General features: G+C 73.4%; 13 protein-coding genes. 9 read left to right on the forward strand and 4 right to left on the reverse strand.

The genetic code is table 11. The features are described 5' to 3' along the window. Positions 1-33 precede the first annotated feature (33 nt). Positions 34-711 (forward strand): DUF542 domain-containing protein, encoded by a 678-nt coding sequence (locus IPL61_31595; protein ID MBK9035744.1) that lies wholly within the window; start codon positions 34-36, stop codon positions 709-711. 27 nt (positions 712-738) lie between these two features. Here the strand turns inward: IPL61_31595 and IPL61_31600 are convergent, their stop codons facing one another. Beyond that, entirely contained in the window at positions 739-1446 is a 708-nt protein-coding gene (locus IPL61_31600; GenBank protein MBK9035745.1) for a hypothetical protein, read from the reverse strand. Between the two features lie 148 nt (positions 1447-1594). Between IPL61_31600 and IPL61_31605 the strand changes: the two genes are divergently transcribed. Continuing rightward, positions 1595-2194 carry a hypothetical protein gene (locus IPL61_31605; GenBank protein MBK9035746.1) on the forward strand — a complete coding sequence of 200 codons (600 nt, stop codon included), beginning with the start codon at positions 1595-1597 and terminating at the stop codon, positions 2192-2194. A gap of 96 nt (positions 2195-2290) precedes the next feature. After that, the gene (locus IPL61_31610; protein ID MBK9035747.1) at positions 2291-7384 is read left to right on the forward strand and encodes a tandem-95 repeat protein; all 5094 of its coding nucleotides are present in this window, start codon (positions 2291-2293) and stop codon (positions 7382-7384) included. 116 nt (positions 7385-7500) lie between these two features. Here the strand turns inward: IPL61_31610 and IPL61_31615 are convergent, their stop codons facing one another. The 3 genes from IPL61_31615 to IPL61_31625 all read right to left on the reverse strand — a co-directional run bounded on the left by IPL61_31615 (position 7501) and on the right by IPL61_31625 (position 11368). Further along, complete coding sequence (locus IPL61_31615) at positions 7501-9252, reverse strand: ABC transporter ATP-binding protein (protein MBK9035748.1); 1752 nt, start codon at positions 9250-9252, stop codon at positions 7501-7503. 223 nt (positions 9253-9475) lie between these two features. After that, positions 9476-10078, reverse strand: coding sequence for a hypothetical protein (locus IPL61_31620; protein ID MBK9035749.1), 603 nt, complete (start codon positions 10076-10078; stop codon positions 9476-9478). Between the two features lie 69 nt (positions 10079-10147). Beyond that, positions 10148-11368 (reverse strand): hypothetical protein, encoded by a 1221-nt coding sequence (locus IPL61_31625; GenBank protein ID MBK9035750.1) that lies wholly within the window; start codon positions 11366-11368, stop codon positions 10148-10150. A 192-nt stretch (positions 11369-11560) separates the two neighbouring features. Between IPL61_31625 and IPL61_31630 the strand changes: the two genes are divergently transcribed. The 6 genes from IPL61_31630 (at position 11561) to IPL61_31655 (ending at position 18963) form a co-directional block, all read left to right on the forward strand. Beyond that, positions 11561-14137: an SUMF1/EgtB/PvdO family nonheme iron enzyme gene (locus IPL61_31630; protein MBK9035751.1), complete on the forward strand. Its 2577-nt coding sequence runs from the start codon at positions 11561-11563 to the stop codon at positions 14135-14137. A 543-nt stretch (positions 14138-14680) separates the two neighbouring features. Continuing rightward, complete coding sequence (locus tag IPL61_31635) at positions 14681-15208, forward strand: hypothetical protein (GenBank protein MBK9035752.1); 528 nt, start codon at positions 14681-14683, stop codon at positions 15206-15208. Continuing rightward, a complete protein-coding gene (locus IPL61_31640; protein ID MBK9035753.1) occupies positions 15205-16005 on the forward strand; it encodes a hypothetical protein in 801 nt (266 codons plus the stop codon). Before IPL61_31635 ends, IPL61_31640 begins: the two co-directional genes overlap by 4 nt. Next, the gene (locus IPL61_31645; GenBank protein ID MBK9035754.1) at positions 16002-17306 is read left to right on the forward strand and encodes a hypothetical protein; all 1305 of its coding nucleotides are present in this window, start codon (positions 16002-16004) and stop codon (positions 17304-17306) included. Before IPL61_31640 ends, IPL61_31645 begins: the two co-directional genes overlap by 4 nt. Continuing rightward, a complete protein-coding gene (locus IPL61_31650) occupies positions 17303-18130 on the forward strand; it encodes a hypothetical protein (GenBank protein ID MBK9035755.1) in 828 nt (275 codons plus the stop codon). Before IPL61_31645 ends, IPL61_31650 begins: the two co-directional genes overlap by 4 nt. Positions 18131-18393: 263 nt before the next feature. Continuing rightward, entirely contained in the window at positions 18394-18963 is a 570-nt protein-coding gene (locus IPL61_31655) for a metal-dependent phosphohydrolase (GenBank protein ID MBK9035756.1), read from the forward strand. Positions 18964-19028 lie beyond the last annotated feature (65 nt).

Genomic DNA, 19028 nt, shown 5'->3' on the forward strand with positions numbered 1-19028 from the left:
GCCAGGGCCGACGGCACGGCCGTTGCTCTGGAGCTGACCATGCTCGATCCTCAGTCCACGGTCGCCCAGGTCGTCCTCGATCACTCCGCGTGCGCGCCGGTGTTCCAGCGGCATCGCATCGACTATTGCTGTCACGGCGACCGATCGATCGCCGTCGCCTGCGCCGATCGCGGGGTCCCGGTCGATCAGGTCGTGGCCGAGCTCGACGACGCCATCGCGGCGCGGACCGGGCACGAGGTCGACGCCGCGTCGCTCGACACGCCCGCGCTGATCGGCCACATCGTCGCGACCCACCACGACTACCTGCGCAAGACGCTCCCGTTCGTGCTCGGCCTGGCGGCCAAGGTCCGCCGGGTCCACGGCGCCCGCGCGCCGAAGCTGGTCGACGTCGACGAGCTGGTGGTCGCGCTCGACGCGACGCTGGGGTCGCACCTCGACGACGAGGAGGAGCGCCTGTTCCCGTCGCTGATCGCCAAGCCGGTCGACCAGCGCCAGGTCGCGGCCGAGCTGGCGGCGATGGCCGAGGACCACCTGGTCGTCGGCGATCTGCTGGCGCGGCTGCGCGACGCCGCCGACGACTTCGCGCCGCCCGACTGGGCGTGCGGCAGCTACCGCACGCTCCTGGCCGAGCTGGTCCACCTCGAGGGTGACATCCTCCGCCACGTCCACCTCGAGAACCACGCGCTCATGCCGCGGTTCGCGTCGCGGTGACGCCCGACGCGGCCCCACGACGGTCGGTCACGGACAGGTCCACACCGACCTGGTGTTGCCGCGCGCGTCGGTCACGTCCTTGTAGTAGCAACCGGCGCTGCCGCGCTTCGGCGACGAGAACCACGAGTGCGCGCCGACCGACGAGCCCTTCGGCTTGAACGCGGCGATCTCGGTCTGGCACGCGGCGTCGCACCGCGACCAGACCTTGAGCATGCCGTCGAAGGTCCACGTCAGCCGCGCCTCGAGGCCGAGCGCGCGGACCGAGCCGACGCTGGCGTCCCAGCTCGAGACCGCGGGGCCGACCGACAGCTCGATCACCTGCGCCAGCATCGGCCAGTAGCGCGTGACGCCGAGCGCCAGGCCCCAGGCGTCGCCGCCGTCCTCGGCGCCGGCCGCGCCGTCGCGGTAGCCCTGCTCGCCCGTCGCGAGCCGCGCGGCCGCGCTCACCCGCCACGCCGGCCACGGCAGATCGAGCTCGCCCCGCGCCTCCCAGCCGTCGGTGCGGTACGTCGTGTAGCCCGTGCCCGGGTGATCGGCGCGCCGCGACGCCGACACCGCGACCGCGCCCTTGGCCCGCGGATCGAACGCGAGCCCGGCGCCGAACCCGAGGTGCCAGCCGTAGCCCTGGCCGTCGGGGTGGCTGGTGCGGTCGGCCCCGGCCAGGACGTGCAGCGAACACGCGCCGGTGGTGACGGCCAGGGATGCGAGGAAGAGCCGCGCGAGCGGATGGCGCACGCCACGATCGTACGCCTCGCGTCGACGGGTTGGTAGCGTCGCGCCGTCGAGGAACCGGACGAGGACACCTGTCGACCTGCGCGGTTGCGCGCGCTGCCACAAATTGTCGCAGGTGGATCGAGATCGATCGCTGGACGTTCGCCAGGACATGCGCACGTCCATCGCGATCCTGGCGTTCATCCTGGCCGTCGTCGGTGTCATCGGCACCGCGGCCGCCGACCAGAAGTTCCACCCGGTGCCGACCGGCGGCAAGGCCCGCGGGCTCGCGGTCAAGGCCGTGGCCTACGACGGGTCGACCAACGGCGTCCTGACCGTCCAGATCAAGAACACCGGGGCCCGGGCCCAGCGGTTCTCGGCCGAGGGCCTGTACTTCGTGCCCGACGGCGACCCCGACACCGCGCCGCAGCGGCTGGGCGCGGTCGGCCCGCTGCAGCTGGCCAGCGACGAGGGCGACGCCCGCGCGACCTCGGTCGCGGTCGCGCCGGGCGCCACCGTCACCGTGCGCCTCGACGTGTTCTGCATCGACTCGCACCGCCCGAGCCCGTCGTCCGCCAACACCTTCACGCTCGGCAAGACCCGGCTGCCGCGCACGCTCGCGCGCACGATCGAGACCTCGGCCCGGATGGCGGCCGACGAGTCGGGCGGCTACGCGCCGGCCAAGTCCAGCATCCAGAGCGAGGTCTGGAAGGCGCGGGACCGCCGCTGGGTCAAGCTCGACGGCGAGGGCGTCCAGGAGGCTGCCAAGTAGCGTGATCGTGGTCACCAACCTGACCCCCGCGGATCACCCAAGCGTCACCCTGACGTCGCTTCCGCCGGGCCAGAGTTTCGCCTATTGTCCGCGGCGATGAGGTCCTACCTGTGCGTCCTGTCCGTGGCCGCGACCCTGGTCGCGTGTGGTGACAACCTGAAGGGCGATCAGCCGCCGACCGTGGCTGACAAGGGGGTGACCACCGCCGAGGACACACCGGTCTCGTTCACCCTCGAGGCCACCGATCCCGAGGGCCAGCCGCTGGCGATCACCGCCGGCACGCCGGCCCACGGCACGATCACGGTCGCGGGCGCGACGCTGACGTACACGCCCGCCGCCGACTACAACGGCGCCGACGGCACGACCATCACCGTCAGCGACGGCGACCTCACCGCGACCGCGACGGTCACGATCACCGTGACGCCGGTCAACGACGCCCCGATCGCCGTCGACGACGCGCTCGCGGCCAACGAGGACGTGGCCGCGGCGATCGCCACCGCGGCGCTCCTGGCCAACGACACCGACGTCGACGGCGACACCTTGACGATCACCGCGGTCGCCGCCGCCACCAACGGCACGGTCGACCTCGCCGGCGACACGATCACCTTCACGCCCCCGGCCAACTTCGTCGGCGACGCGACGTTCGAGTACACGGTGTCCGACGGCACCGACACCGACACCGCGACGGTCACGCTCGCGGTCGGCGGCGCCAACGATCCGCCGGTCGCGGTCGACGACGCCGCGACCACGCCCGAGGACACCGAGCTGGTGATCCAGCCGGCGACGCTGGTCGCCAACGACACCGACGCCGACGGCCAGACGCTGTCGCTGACCGCGGTCGGCAACCCCACCAACGGCACGGTCACGCTGATCGCCGGCGAGGTCCGGTTCCAGCCCACCGCCGACTTCAACGGCGCCGCCAGCTTCGAGTACACGGTGTCCGACGGCGTCGCCACCGACGTCGGCCTGGTCGCGGTGACGGTCACGCCGGTCAACGACGGCCCGGTCGCCGGTGACGACACCGCCACCACCGCCGAGGACACCGCCGCCACGCTGACCGCGGCGGCGCTGCTCGCCAACGACACCGACGTCGACGGCCCGGCCCTGTCGATCACCGCGGTCACCGGCGCCACCAACGGCACCGTCGCCCTGGCCGGCACCACCGTCACGTTCACGCCCGCCGCCAACTTCAGCGGCACGGCCGGCTTCGACTACACGGTCTCGGACGGCACCCTGACCGACACCGGCCACGTCACCGTCACGGTCACGCCGGTCAACGACGGCCCGCTCGCGGTCGACGACGCGGTCACCACCGCCGAGGACACCGCCGCGACCATCCCGGCCGCGACGCTCCTCGCCAACGACACCGACGTCGACGGCCCGGCCCTGTCGGTCACCGCGGTCACCGCCGCCACCAACGGCACCGTCGCCCTGGCCGGCACCACGGTCAGGTTCACCCCGGCCGCGAACTTCAGCGGCACGGCCGGCTTCGACTACACGGTCTCCGACGGCACCCTCACCGACGTCGGCCACGTCACCGTCACGGTCACCGCGGTCAACGACGCCCCGGTCGCGGTCGACGACGCGGTCACCACCGACGAGGACACCGCCGCCACCATCCCGGCCGCGACGCTCCTCGCCAACGACACCGACCCCGACAGCACGCCCACGGTCACCGCGGTCAGCGCCGCCACCAACGGCACCGTCGCCCTGGCCGGCACCACGGTCACGTTCACGCCGACCGCGGACTTCAGCGGCACCGCCGGCTTCGACTACACGATCTCCGACGGCACGCTGACCGACGTCGGCCACGTCACCGTCACGGTCACCCCGGTCAACGACGCCCCGGTGGCGGTCGACGACACCGCCACCACCGCCGAGGACACCGCCGCCACCATCCCGGCCGCGACGCTCCTCGCCAACGACACCGACCCCGACAGCACGCCCACGGTCACCGCGGTCAGCGCCGCCACCAACGGCACCGTCGCCCTGGCCGGCACCACGGTCACGTTCACGCCGACCGCGGACTTCAGCGGCACCGCCGGCTTCGACTACACGATCTCCGACGGCGCCCTCACCGACGTCGGCCACGTCACCGTCACGGTCACCGCGGTCAACGACGCCCCGGTCGCGGTCGACGACGCGGTCACCACCGACGAGGACACCGCGGCGACCATCCCGGCCGCGACCTTGCTCGCCAACGACACCGACGTCGACGGCACGCCCACGGTCACCGCGGTCAGCGCCGCCACCAGCGGCACCGTCGCCCTGGCCGGCACCACGATCACGTTCACGCCCGCCGCGAACTTCAGCGGCACGGCCGGCTTCGACTACACGATCTCCGACGGCGCCCTCACCGACGTCGGCCACGTCACCGTCACGGTCACCGCGGTCAACGACGCCCCGGTCGCGGGCGACGACACCGGCACCACCAGCCAGGACGTCGACGCGACCTTCACCGACGCGGCGCTCCTGGCCAATGACACCGACGTCGACGGCCCGGCGCTGTCGATCGCCGCGGTCGGCAACCCGATCAACGGCACCGTAGCCCGGGCCGCCGGCGTCACGACCTTCACGCCCGACGGCGGCTTCGTCGGCGTCGGGTCGTTCGAGTACACCGTGTCCGACGGCGCGCTGACCGACATCGGCCGGGTGGTGATCTCGATCGGCAACACCAACGATCCCCCGGTCGCGGTCGACGACGCCGCCGCCACCGACGAGGACGTGCCGCTGGTCCTCGCGGCCGCGACCCTGTCCGCCAACGACACCGACCCCGACCTCGACCCGCTGACCGTCAGCGCGGTGAGCAACGCCACCAACGGCACGGTGATCCTGGCGCTCGGCACGGTCACGTTCACGCCCGCCGCCAACTTCAGCGGCACCGCCGGCTTCGACTACACCGTCACCGACGGCTTCCTCACCGACGTCGGCCACGTCACCGTCACCGTCAACCCGATCAACGACGCCCCGGTCGCGGTCGACGACGTCGCCGTCACCGACGAGGACCTGCCGGTGGTCCTGGCCGCCGCGACCCTGTCGGGCAACGACACCGACGTCGACCTCGACCCGCTGTCGGTCAGCGCGGTGTCGAACGCCACCAACGGCACCGTGCTCCTGGCGGTCGGCACGGTCACGTTCACGCCCGACGCCAACTTCAGCGGCACCGCCGGCTTCGACTACACGATCTCCGACGGCACCCTCACCGACGTCGGCCACGTCACCGTCACCGTCAACCCGGTCGATGACCTCCCGGTCGCGGTCGACGACGCCGCGTTCACCACCGAGGACCTGGGCGTGTTCGTCGACGTGCTGGTCAACGACACCGGCCTGGGCGACGGCGGCATCACGATCACCGCCACCGCCGGCGCCAACGGCACCACCACCGCCGGCGCGGCCAACGTGCTCTACATCCCGGCCCCCAACTTCGCCGGCACCGACACGTTCACGTACACGATCACCGACGGCGACGGCGACGCCGCGACCGCGACGGTCACCGTGACCGTCGACCCGGTCAACGACGCGCCGGTGGCGATCGCGACCTCGGCGACCACTGACGAGAACGTCCCGGTCACGATCACGCTGGCCGCCACCGACGTCGACTCGCCGGCGGTCACCTTCGCCATCGCCACGGCGCCGACCACCGGCACCCTCGGCGCGATCACCCCGACCGGCGCGTTCGCCGCCACCGTCGTGTACACGCCCACCGCGGGCTTCGACGGCAGCGACGGCTTCACCTTCACCGCCAACGACGGAGCCCTGACCTCGGGCGCGGCCGCGGTGACCCTGACCATCAACAACGTCGCGGTCTGCAACGACGGCCTGGTCGAGGGCGCCGAGACCTGTGACGACGCCGGCAACACCGACGGCGACGGCTGCTCGGCGACGTGCCAGACCGAGACCGGCTGGAGCTGCGCCGGGGCGCCGAGCGTGTGCACCGAGATCTGCGGCGACACCATCGTCGTCGGCGGCGAGGCCTGCGACGACGGTAACGGGGTCGACACCGACGGCTGCACGACCCAGTGCGTCGCCGGCGCGGTCTGCACGTCGGTCATCGTCGGCGGCGACCGCTTCGCCACCGATCCGGCCACCGGCCACTGCTACGTGTCGTTCGACGACGAGCAGCTCACGTTCGCCGACGCCCAGCTCGCGTGCGCGGCCGTCACCGGCCACCTGGCGTCGATCACCAGCGCGCCCGAGCAGGCGCTGGTGGAGTCGGTGCAGAACACCGCGCAGAACCCGTGGATCGGCCTGACCGACGCGCTGGTCGAGGGCTCTTTCGGCTGGATCACCGGCGAGCTGCTCACGTTCACCAACTGGGAGCCTGGCCAGCCCGACGGCGGCGAGCCCGAGGACTGCGTCAACCTGTTCTCCACCGCGGTCTCGCCCTCGGGCACCGCCGGCACCTGGAACGACACCAGCTGCACGTTCGTCGGCTTCACCATTGGCTGGATCTGCGAGCTCGACGCGTCGCCGTGCGGCGACGGCACGCTGCAGGCGGCGGTCGGCGAGGCCTGCGACGACGGCAACACCGTCTCCGGCGACGGCTGCTCGTCGACGTGCCAGATCGAGGCGGGGGCGGTGTGCAGCGGCACGGCGCCGACCACCTGCGCCAAGCTCGTGATCAACGAGATCGACTATGATCAGGCGGGCACCGACACCGCCGAGTTCGTCGAGATCTACAACGCCGGCACGGCCGCGGCAGACCTCTCGAATGTCGCGCTGGTTTTGTTCAACGGCAGCTCCGCCGCCGGACTGGAGTACTTCTTCGATAGCACCGTCGGCGCGTCCAACGCCGGCAAGCGGATCCCACCAACCGCCGCGGCGGTACCGGCGACGAGCCTCGCCGGCGGCCGGCCTGCTCGTCACCGGCCCCGCCACGATCGTCACGCCTGCCGCGGCGTCCCGGATCAACGTCACCGTTACGGGCGCTGGTTGGCTGCAGAACGGCGCCCCGGATGGGCTCGCCCTGATCCAGATGAGCGCGACCCCGACCGTGATCGACGCGCTCAGCTACGAAGGTTCGATGACGACCGGCACCATCGCTGCTGCGACCCCCATCGCCGTGTCCATCTCCGAAGGGATCGGGGCAGTCGCAGACACCGGCACGAACGATGGGGAGGGGCTGTCGCGGTCCCCCCCAACGCGCCGGACTCCAGGACAACCGCAGCGACTTCGTGCTGCGGCCAGTGACTCCCGGCCTCCCCAACTGACCCGCTCGCCCACCCGGCCCGTCGGCGCCTCGCCGGCGGGCCGGCGCATTTTCGGCGACGGCGGCGCGGCCTGCCGCCCGCTCGGCACCGCCCCGCCTACGCGCCGGTCTGCAGCCGCCACAGCGCGGCGTAGGCGCCGCCGGCGGCGACCAGGTCGTCGTGGGTGCCGCGCTCGATCACCCGGCCGTCCTCGAGCACGCAGATCTGGTCGGCGTGGCGGATCGTCGACAGCCGGTGCGCGACCATCAGCGTCGTCCGGCCGGCGGTGATCTGCGCCAGCGCCCGGGCGATCGCCGCCTCGGTCTCGTTGTCGACCGCGCTGGTGGCCTCGTCGAGGATCAGGATCGCCGGGTCGCGCACCAGCGCCCGGGCGATGGCCAGGCGCTGGCGCTGCCCGCCCGACAGCTTCTGGCCGCGCTCGCCGACCCGGGTGGCGTAGCCGTCGGGCATCGCGACGATGAACTCGTGGGCCGCCGCCGCCCGCGCCGCCGCCTCGACCTCGGCGTCGCTGGCGTCGAGCCGGCCGTAGCGGATGTTGTCGCCGATCGTGCCGTCGATCAGGAACACGTCCTGGCCGACGTAGCCGATGGCCCCGCGCACCGCGGCGTCGTCGAGCGGCGCCAGCGCCCGGCCGCCCAGGCGGACGTCGCCGCCGGTGGCCCGGTAGAACTTCATGAGCAGCTTCATGACCGTGCTCTTGCCGGCGCCGGTGGTGCCCACCAGCGCGGTGGTGCGGCCGGCCGCGGCGGTGAACGTCAGCCCACGCAGCACCGGCGCCGCCGGGTCGTACGCGAACTCGACCTGATCGAACTCGACGTCGCCGCGGGCGGCGCCGCCGAGCGGCTCGGTCCCGACCGCGTGCGCGACCTCGGTGTCGAGCAGCTCGAAGGCGCGCCGGATCGCCGCCAGCGAGCGGTTGTACATGTCGGTCACCTGGGCCAGCCGGGTCAGCGGCCACAGCAGGCGCTGGGTCAGGAACACGAACACCGAGTAGGCGCCGACCGCCAGCTCGCCCTGGAGCGTCAGCCGCCCGCCCACGACCAGGGTCGCGATGAAGCCGATCATGATCGCCATGCGGATGATCGGGGTGATCGCGCTCGACAGCCGGATCGCCGCGCCGTTGGCGCTGCGGTAAGCCGCGCTCTGCACGTCGACCCGCGCCGCCTCGTGGTCCTCGCGCCCGAACGCGCGGATCGTCGCGAGCCCGCCCAGGTTGTTGCCGACCAGGCCGTTGAGGCGCGCCGCCTCGCCCCGCACGCTCAGGTACCGGCGCTCGAGCCGCCCCTGGAACCAGTAGGCGCCGTAGAGGATCACCGGGATCGGCGCCAGCGCGAACAGCGCGGTGCCGGGCGCCAGCACGATGAACGCCACGCCGCACAGCACCGTCGACGCCACCACCTGGATGATCTGCGAGGCGCCGTCGTTGACGAACCGCTCGAGCTGGTTGATGTCGTCGTTGAGCGTGCTCAGGATCGCGCCGGCCTGCCGGTCCTCGAAGTAGGCCACGTCGAGCGCCTGCACGTGCCGGTACACGTCCATGCGCAGGTCGTGTTGCAGCGCCTGGGCCAGGTCGCGCCACGCGACCTCGTACAGGTACTCGAAGCCGCTCTCGCTCATCCAGATGATCGCGGTCAGGCCGGCCAGCAGGTACAGCTGCGACTCGACGCGCTCGATCCCGAACCCCGACAGCCACGAGCCCTCGCGCCGCACGACCACGTCGACCGCGATGCCGATCAGGACCTCGGGCAGCACGTCGAACAGCTTGTTGAGGACCGTGTAGACGACCGCGAGCCGGATGCGGGTGCGGTAGGCCCGGGCGTAGCGCCACAGGCGGACGATGGGGTGCATGAGGCCGGCACCGTGGCCGACCCGCGCCGCCGCCGCAAGCCGTCGCATCAGTCACGTCGCCGCGCCGGAAGCCGTCGGTGCGGGGCAGCCGGATCGCGCCGCCCGTCAGCCGCGCAGGAAGCCGTCGCTGCGGAGCAGCCGGATCGCGTCGGCGCGCGTCGGGACCTGCGTGCCGAGACCGCCGCTGCGTCGCCGCGCGCCGCCGCCGCCGCGCGCCGACGGGTCAGCCGCGCCGGAAGCCGTCGGTGCGGAGCAGCCGGATCGCGTCGCCGCCCGACGGCCCGTCGGCGGCCAGGCCCATCAGCCGCGCCAGCGCCGCGTAGGCGTCGTCAGACAGGGCCGCCCTGGCCTCGGCCGCGGTGCCGACGCGGAGCCCGCCGAAGTTGGTGAACGCCAGGTGCGCGCCGACCGCGAGCTGGGCGGGGTCGTACTCGAACGCGTGGTCGCCCTGGACGAACAGCGCCGCCCGGACCGCGCCGTGGAAGCAGCTGACGCCGGCCTGGTAGTACCCGAAGATCGTCTCGCCCACGTCGACGTCGCCCTGGATCTCGAGGTTGCCCTCGCACGCCAGGTTCTTACAGCGCAGGCGCCCGGTCACGATCAGCGTGCCGGTCTCGTCGAGGCTGACGGTGCCGGCCACGGTCAGATCGCCCTTGATCAGGACCGCCGCGCCCGAGGCGCTGAAGTCGTCGTCGAGCGCCACGCCGCCGTCGTGGACGACCAGCTCGCCGGCGTCGATCGCGTCGTTCCACGCGTCGTTCTTGATGACCTCGAGATCGGCCTCGACGCCGCCGCGGGTGCCGACCAGGTCGCTGGCGATGATCATGATAGCCCGAGCGTGGTCGCCGGGCCGGCCGCGGTCAATGCGGGCGCGCGCCGTTCGCGCGCGGCGCGATCACGGCGCGAACGCGCAGTCGTAGTAGGTCAGGTCGACGATCGAGGCCAGCCGCTCGGCCGTGCCGGCCCGGAAGATGGCGCCGTAGCCGTTGTCGCCGGCGCCGTACTCGAACGCGCGCACGATGGTGCCGGTGGCGCCGTGGCGCAGGTCGACGACGTTGAGCGTGCGACCGTCGACGCGGGTCAGGCCGTCGGCCAGGGACGTGGCCTCAGCGTAGGCGACCCGGATGGCGGCCAGCGCGTCGGTCGCGTCGACGCCGCTGAGCTGCCCGGCCGCGGACACCACGTTGGCGCTGATCAGCGTGAAGTCGCCGCCGTTGCGGGTGGTGCTGTAGTCGGCGCCGAGCCCGCACACCTGCGCGCGCGCGGTGCACGCCTCGAGATCGCCGTCGTGGATCTTCGAGACCAGCTCGGCCGAGTCGTACCCGAACACCGCGCCGTAGCTGTTGTCGCCGGCGCCGTACTCGAGCGCGACGAACGCGCGGCCGCCGGCCTCGTCGTAGAGGTCGAGCCGACGGATGACCTGGCCGTCGACCGCCGCGAACGCCTCGGCCGCGGTCATGACGTCGGTGTGCGCCGACTGCTGGACCGCGCGCACGACCCGCGCCTGGTCGACCGGGCCGAGCCAGTCGGTCGCGCGCAGCTCGCGGTCGCCGGTGATCGCGTAGGCGGTGCTCTCGAGCAGGTCGCCGAAGGTGGCGCCGAACAGGCAGGTGTCGGCCGGCGCGCACCCGGCGCCGGTGCACTCGACCATCGCCATGAACGGGCCCCGGGTCGACGCGGCGTAGCCCTTGACCAGGATCCGGTAGGTGCCGGCGCCGAGCGTGCGGGTGAGCGACGAGAACAGCGAGCCCTGGTAGTCGTCGTTGCGCGCGACGTACGGGCCCCAGCTGCCGTCGGCGCGCTGCTTGTACAGGTACAGCACGGTGTCGACGATCTGCCGGCTGGCCAGCCCGGGGCCGGTGAACGCGTGGATCGACGCGTCGCCGGTCAGCGCGAAGGTCCACGTGTGGTGGCGCGCGGTCGCGGTCAAGGTCGCCTCGACCGGCGTGGCGAACGGCACCGCGCCGTGATCGGTCGGGCGCGCGAACGAGTCGAGCTTGCCGTCGGCCGGCACCTCCTCCTCTTCACCCTTGGAGGATGAGTCGTCGACCTCGACGCATGCGGAGGCGGCCAGGAGCGCGAGCAAGGACGTGACGGCGAGACGGCGGAGCGACATCGACACGCGGCTAGAGCAAGGTGCGTTCCACTGGCTCGACCCGCCAAGTTACTGAAATGCAAGTCGCGCGCGGCGTGCTGGCTACCGCGCTGGCCGGCGCCGCGAGCGGCGATGTCGCCCGCGACGACAAGCGGCCAGATCTCCGTCGCGGTGCTACCGGGCGCAGCGGCAACGCTGCTAGATTTACCGTGCGTGACCGAGTCCAAGGGGAGACCAGGCGAGCCGGCGCCCGCCGCGCCGGTGCCGAGCGGGGCCGAGACCACGCCCCGCCGTGGCGACCGCCGGCTCGCGTCGGCGGCGCAGACGATCGCGAACGGCAGCGCGATCCGGAACGCCGAGACCCTCGACGCGCGTCCGCGCCAGATCTCGCCCGACACGCCGCTCCACCCGCCCGCGCGCTACGAGCTCGGGACCCACCTCGCCGGCGGCGGCCAGGGTGACGTCTACCGCGTGTTCGACCGCCAGCTCCGCCGCGAGATGGTGATGAAGATCCTGGGCGACTGGTGGTGCGACGATCCGGTGGCGATCGCGCGGTTCGTGCAGGAGGCCCAGGTCACGGCGCAGCTCCAGCACCCGAGCATCGTGCCGGTCCACGAGATCGGCACGCTCGACGACGGCCGGCCCTACTACACGATGGCCGAGATCCGCGGCCGCACGCTCGCGACGGTGATCGAGGCGGTGCACGCGGCGTCGCGGGACGGCTGGGCCGCGGAGGCGGGCGGCGTGTCGTTCCGGCGCCTGATCGACTCCTTCCACCGCGTGTGCGAGTGCGTCGGCTTCGCCCACGTCCGCGGCGTGGTCCACCGCGATCTCAAGCCGCACAACATCATGCTGGGGCCGTTCGGCGAGGTGCTGGTGGTCGACTGGGGCCTCGCCCGCATCGGCCGCGAGGCGCTCGGCGAGGTCGCCGCGCCGTCGACCACGCGCAGCGACGACACCTCGCTGATGAGCCAGGCCGGGGCGATCGCCGGCACCGCCGGCTACATGTCGCCCGAGCAGGCCGCCGGTGACCTCACGCTCGGCCCCCCGGCCGACGTCTACGCGCTGGGCATGATCCTGCGCGAGATCTTGCTGGGCACGCCGCCGGGCCTGCCCGAGCGCATGGGCGTGCTGGCCCCGATCGAGGGCGCGCCCGAGCGGCCGCTGCCCGACGAGCTGGTCCAGATCGCCGCGCGCGCGACCGCGCTCGACCCGGCCGCGCGCTTCACCGACGCCGGCGAGATCGCCGTGGCGGTCGGCGAGTTCCTCGACGGCGCCCGCAAGCGCGAGCGCGCGCGCGAGCTCCTGGCCCAGGCCGAGGCGCTGCAGCCGCGCATCGCCGAGCTCGAGCGCGAGGCGGTCGAGCTCGAGCGCCAGGCCCGCGCCGTCCTCGATCCGCTGCCGCCGGCCGCGCCCAGCGAGGTCAAGGAGCCCGGCTGGGAGCTCGAGGACACCGCCGCCGCCAAGCGCCTCGAGGCCGAGCTGGCCACGGTCGAGCGCAACCGCATCATCGACCTGTCGCTGATCGAGGCCGAGCTGCCCGAGGCCCACGCGATGCTGGCGCGCCACTACCGCGCGCTGCACGCCGCGGCCGAGCAGCGGCGCGATCCGAGCGCGCGCGCGATCGAGGTCGAGCTGCGCAACCACGACCGCGGCGAGCACGCCGCGTACCTGGCCGGCCGCGGCGCGCTGACCTTGCACACCGAGCCGCCGGCCGAGGTCGAGCTGCGGCGCTACGAGCTGCGCGGCCGGCGCCTCGTCGACGAGCACGTCCGCCATCTCGGCACCGCGCCGATCCGCGCGCTCGAGCTCGAGCGCGGCAGCTACCTGCTGATCCTGCGCGCGCCCGGCCACCACGAGGTCCGCTACCCGGTGGCGATCGGCCGCCAGGAGCACTGGGATCCGATCCGGCCCGGCGACGCCGCGTCGACCCCGGTGGCGCTGCCGCGCCTGGGCGAGCTCGATGACGACGAGGTGTTCGTCGCCGGCGGCCCGTACGGGTGCGGCGGCGATCCTCAGGCCGCCGGCGAGGTGATGCCGCGCCAGCGCGTGTGGGTCGACTCGTTCGTGCTGCGCCGCCACCCGGTCACCAGCGGCGAGCTCCTGGCGATGGTCAACGCGCTGATCGACCAGCGCACGGCTGAGGGGGAGGCGCTGGCGTTGACCGTCGTGCCGCGGCATCGCGGGGCCAGCGCCGGCGAGGCCGGCACGCTGATCTGGCCGCGCGCGGCCGACGGCCGCTTCGAGCTGACGACCGACGACGAGGGCATCGTCTGGCGACCGGATCTGCCCGCGTTCATGATCAACTGGCACGGCGCGCTGTCGTACGCGGCCTGGCTGTCGACGCAGACCGGCCGCGCGTACCGCCTGCCCGGTGAGCTCGAGTACGAGAAGGCCGCGCGCGGCGTCGACGGCCGCGCGTTCCCGTGGGGCGACAGCTTCGATCCGACCTGGGCCAACATGCGCCTGAGCACCGAGGACGGGCTCCGGCCGGTCAGCGTCCAGGCGTTCCCGGTCGACGCCAGCCCCTACGGGGCGCGCGGGCTGGCCGGCAACGTGTGCGAGTGGTGCGGCGACGAGTATCGGCGCGAAGGCCCGGCGCTGCCCGACGGCCGGTACGTCGCGCCGACCGACCTGACCTCGGCCGCGCCGACGGCCGAGCGGACCCTGCGCGGCGGGTGCTTCCTCTTCGATTCGTTCCTGCTTCGAGGCGCCACGCGTCACAACTCCACGTCGATCATCCGCGACGTGTCCGTCGGGTTCCGCCTCGCCCGCTCGTTCGAGCGCTGACGCGCTCTGGCACCTTCGCACTCGGAGAACCATGCAGACCTTGCTCCAGTACCTGGCCGATCTGGCGAACGACCCCACGGCGCGCGAGACCTTCGCGAAGGATCCCGACACCGCGATCACCGCCGCAGATCTTTCGGACGCCGACAAGGAGGTGCTGCGGTCGCGCGACGCCAACCAGATCCACGCCGCGCTCGGCCAGCACGTCGCGGCCGCGCTGGTCTATGGCGCCGCGGCGCCGTTCGTCTACGCGGCGGCCCCGCCCGCGCCGTTCGTCTACGCCGCTGGCGCCCAGCAAGCGCCGTTCGTCTACGCCGCCGGCGCCCAGCAGGCGCCCTTCGTCTACGCCGCCGGTGCCCAGCACCAGGCCCCGTTCGTCTACGCCGCCGGCGGTCAGCAAGCGCCGTTCGTCTACGCCGCCGGCGCCAGCGCCGTTCGTCTACGCCGCCGGCGCCGGCCTTCGTCTACGCCGCCGGCGCCAGCAGCAGGCGCCGTTCGTCTACGCCGCCGGCGCCAGCACCAGGCCCCGTTCGTCTACGCCGCCGGTTGCGCCCGCTCGTCTACGCCGCCGGCGCCCAGCAGCAGGCTCCGTTCGTCTACGCCGCCGGCGCCCAGCACCAGGCCCCGTTCGTCTACGCCGCCGGTTGCGCTCCGGCCTTCGTCTACGCCGCCGGCGCCCAGCAGCAGGCTCCGTTCGTCTACGCCGCCGGCGCCCAGCACCAGGCCCCGTTCGTCTACGCCGCTCCGTTCGTCTACGCCGCCGGCGCCCAGCAGCAGGCTCCGTTCGTCTACGCCGCCGGCGCCCAGCAGCAGGCCCCGTTCGTCTACGCCGCTGGCGCGCAACAAGCGCCGTTCGTCTACGCCGCCGGCGCCCAGCAGCAGGCTCCGTTCGTCTACGCCGCCGGCGCCCAGCAGCAGGCTCCGGCCTTTGTCTACGCCGCCGGCGCCGCTCCGGCCTTTGTCTACGCCGCCGGCGCCGCCCCGGCCTTCGTCTACGCCGCCGGCGCCCAGCAGCAGGCCCCGTTCGTCTACGCCGCCGAGGCGCCGCCCACGCCGGACCCCGCCGACAAGTGAGCGGCCTGCTCGTCGTCGTCGGCACCGGCATCAAGGCCGTCGGCCAGCTGACCCTCGACGCCCGCGCGTGGATCGCGCGCGCGCACGAGGTCCACTACGTCGTCGCGGACGCGATCACGACCGCCGAGATCCATCGCCTCCACCCGGGCGCGCAGTCGCTGGCGCGGTTCTACGCGGTCGGGCGCGCGCGCCACGAGACCTACGAGGCCATGGTGCAGACGCTGCTCACGGGCGTGCGGGCCGGCCGGACCGTGTGCGCCGCGTTCTACGGCCACCCCGGCGTGTTCGTCTACCCGTCGCACGACGCCGTCCGGCGAGCCCGGGCCGAGGGCCTGCGCGCGATCATGGAGCCCGGGGTCTCGGCCGAGGACTGCTTGTTCGCCGACCTCGGCCTCGATCCGGCGGTCGTCGGCTGCGCGCAGTACGAGGCGACCGACTTCCTGGTGTACCGCCGGCGGCTCGATCCCTCGGCGGCGCTGATCTTGTGGCAGATCGGCGGGGTCGGCGACCTGACCTGGAACCCGAACCGGACCAACGCCGACAACCTGCGGGTCCTGGTCGACGAGCTGACCCCGACCTACGGCGACGATCACGTCGTCGTGGTCTACGAGGCCGCGCAGCTGCCGGTGTGCGCCCCGCGGATCGACCACGTCCGCCTGCGCGACCTGCCCGCGGTGCCGCTGTCGACCGCGTCGACCTTGTTCGTGCCCCCGCGCGAGCGGCGCGCGGCCGACGCCGCGATGGTCGCGCGCCTCGGCCTCGACGGCCGCCGCTTCGGCCTGGGAGGTCCCACGTGAGCCTGGCCACGATCGCCGCGATCACCGCCCCGCCCCCGATCGCGCCGATCCGCACGCGCGCCGATCTGATCGACGCGCTCGGCCGCGCCGCCGAGCTCGAGCACGCGATCATGTGCCAGTACCTGTACGCGGCGTTCTCCCTCGACCCGAGCGCGCCGGCGCTGACGCCGGCCGACAGCGAGACCGTGCGCGGCTTCATGATGGGCTGTCTGCTGATCGCCCGGCAGGAGATGGAGCACCTGGGCCTGGTGTCCAACCTGCTCGTCGCGATCGGCGCGCCCCCCAACTTCGATCGGCCCAACCTGCCGCTGCCGCCGATGTACTACCAGCTCGAGCTGCCGCTGGCGCTGGTGCCGTTCGGCGCGACCTTCCTGGAGCTGGCGGCGCGGCTCGAGGCGCCGTGCGAGGAGCCGCCCGATCACCCGCCGCACCCGTACTACACGTCGATCGCCGAGGTCTACGAGCGGCTGCGCGCCGGCTTCGTGACGCTCGGCAGCCCCGGCGCGCCGACCGCGGCCACGCTGTTCCTGGGGCCGCAGGCGCCGCAGCTCGAGAACACCTCGTTCGGCGCCGCCCCGGGTCAGATCTGGTACGACATCACGCTCGCGCGCGTGACCGATCTGACCTCGGCGCTCGCGGCGATCGATCTGATCCGGATCCAGGGGGAGGGCGCGACGCCGACGGTGCTGGCGGCGCCGATGCTGCTCGACGTCCAGGCCGACACCACCTCGCACTACGCGCGCGTCGTCGCGATGCACCAGGCCTGGGACGCGCTCTTGCCCGCGGCCCGCGCCGCCGCGCTGCGGCCGGTGCCCGCCAACCCGATCAGCTACCAGCACGGCGACGTCGATCCCGACGCGACCGTGTGCCTGTTCCGCGATCCGCGGGCCGTGGCCCTGGCCACGCTCGGCGTCCGCGCCTACGAGCTGATGCTGCTCATGCTGACGCGCCAGTACGGCGCGAGCGACGCGACCCCGGCCGACCTCGCCATGTACCAGGCGATCGCGTTCTTCCCGCTCATGACCACGGTCGTCCGCCCGGTCAGCGAGATGCTGGTCCAGCTCCCCGCCGGGGATGGTCATCACGCGGCCGCGTTCACGTTCGAGCTCGACGGACCGATCCGCGCGTACCGCGATCGCGCCAGCTTCCACGTGCAGCTCGTCGAGCGGTTCGAAGACCTCGCCCTTGGCTTCGCCGCGCTCGCGCGCGAGCCCGAGGTCCCGGCCCGGATGGCCTTCGTCGCCAAGAACGTCGCGTACGTGACCGAGCGCATCCGCGCCTACGTGGCGGCCAACCCATGAGCGTCATCGTCTGCTCGTTCGCCGGCTGGTTCCAGGTCCGCCTGGCCACCAACCCCGACCCGCCCGACGAGGGCCGCGGCGTCAGCGGCTACACCTTCGCGCTCCCGGGTGAGCCCGATCTCGATCGGCTGGTGCGCACCCGCGACCCGGTCGCCCCGCGCAGCCACGGCCCGGCGGTCGGCCTGGTCGTGCGCGCGGTCACCGTCGACGGCACCGCGGTCTCGGACCACCCGCTGCTCGGCGGTCAGGTCGACCTGCGCAGCGGACCGATGTTCGAGTCGGTCAACGACGTGGTCATGGCCCAGGGCGTCGAGGCGCTCGAGCCGTTCGATCTCGAGCTCACGAAGGGCGGGTTCTGCTTCCGCCGCCGCGACTTCCTGGATCCGGCCCGCCCCGATCTGACCGTCTACACCGCGCCGCCCGAGCTCCTGGCCGCCCGCCGCACCGCCGACGTGGTCCTCGGCACCCAGCTCCTCGTCGAGGCGATCGGCAGCGCCGACGCCGCCGGCTACCGCGCGACCCGGCTCGCGCTGCTCCAGGCCGACCTCGCGCACGCCACCGATCCGGCCCAGCGCGCCGGCCTCACCCGCCGCATCAGCGAGCTCGAGAACACCGACCCCAATGATCGCCGCACGGTGTCGATGACGTTCATCGAGTCGCGCACCTACCAGCTCAACGGCCCGATCGAGCTGTGCGACCCCGACGGCTGGCTGCGCGGCCTCGATGAGTTCACCACCTTCCAGTGCGACATCGCGATGAGCGCGTGGGACTCCGACGCGATGTGCGGGTACGCCGCCGGCACGGTGTCGTTCCCGACCCACTGACCGCGCCGCCGCCCTGCGCCGCGTACCAACACGCACCGCCCCGTCGACGGCGCCCACCGCCGGGGACACGCACGGTCGTCGCCCACACGGTCGCGCGCGGCCGGCGCCGACCGCGGTCGCGGCCACCCACGGCCCGCCGCCGGCTCGCCACCCGGACACGCGCGCACCGCCGCCGGCTCGCCACCCGGACACGCGCGCGCCGCCGACGCACGGCGCGCCACCGCACGCGTGCGTCGCCCCTTCGACGCGGTAGCCTCGGCGCCATGCCGCTGACCCGCGACCAGGCCTGGACGCTCCTCATCGACTGGACCCCGGGCGAGTCCCTGCGCCGTCACGCCCGCGCGGTCGAGCTGGTCATGCGCGCCGCGGCCGATCACTACGGCGCGCCCGACGCCGACGTCGAGCGGTGGGGCATCGCCGGCATGCTCCACGACGCCGACTACGAGCGCTGGCCCGACGAACACCCGCACCGCGTGGTCGCGTGGCTGCGCGAGCGCGGCGAGGACGCGATCGCGCACGCCGTGTCCGCGCACTACACCCGCTGGGGCGTGCCCTACGACAGCCTGCTCGATCGCGCGCTCCTGGCCTGCGACGAGCCGACCGGCTTCGTCATGGCCTGCTGCCTGGTGCGGCCCGACGGCATCGCCTCGCTCGAGGTGGCCTCGGTCAAGAAGCGCCTGAAGGACAAGCGCTTCGCCGCCACGGTCGATCGCGACGAGGTCGCGGCCGGCGCCCGGCTGCTGGACGTCACCCTCGACGACCACCTCGCCTTCCTCATCGCCGCGCTGCGACCGCACGCCGCCGAGCTCGGCCTCGTCGGCCGCGCCGTGTGAATGTCAGAGAACGCCGGCCCTCGGCCCTCGGATCGTCACCTCGTCCTGCCCACGCCCACGCCTTA

This window comes from Myxococcales bacterium, assembly GCA_016717005.1.
Classification (GTDB): Bacteria; Myxococcota_A; Polyangia; order Haliangiales; family Haliangiaceae; genus UBA2376.

What these genes read in the sequence shown, in the direction of transcription:
- IPL61_31625 (MBK9035750.1), bottom strand. Translation starts at nt 11,368, where the DNA reads ATGTCGCTCCGCCGTCTCGCCGTCACGTCCTTGCTCGCGCTCCTGGCC.
- IPL61_31620 (MBK9035749.1), bottom strand. Translation starts at nt 10,078, where the DNA reads ATGATCATCGCCAGCGACCTGGTCGGCACCCGCGGCGGCGTCGAGGCC.
- IPL61_31655 (MBK9035756.1), top strand. Translation starts at nt 18,394, where the DNA reads ATGCCGCTGACCCGCGACCAGGCCTGGACGCTCCTCATCGACTGGACC.
- IPL61_31610 (MBK9035747.1), top strand. Translation starts at nt 2,291, where the DNA reads ATGAGGTCCTACCTGTGCGTCCTGTCCGTGGCCGCGACCCTGGTCGCG.
- IPL61_31650 (MBK9035755.1), top strand. Translation starts at nt 17,303, where the DNA reads ATGAGCGTCATCGTCTGCTCGTTCGCCGGCTGGTTCCAGGTCCGCCTG.
- IPL61_31605 (MBK9035746.1), top strand. Translation starts at nt 1,595, where the DNA reads ATGCGCACGTCCATCGCGATCCTGGCGTTCATCCTGGCCGTCGTCGGT.
- IPL61_31615 (MBK9035748.1), bottom strand. Translation starts at nt 9,252, where the DNA reads ATGCACCCCATCGTCCGCCTGTGGCGCTACGCCCGGGCCTACCGCACC.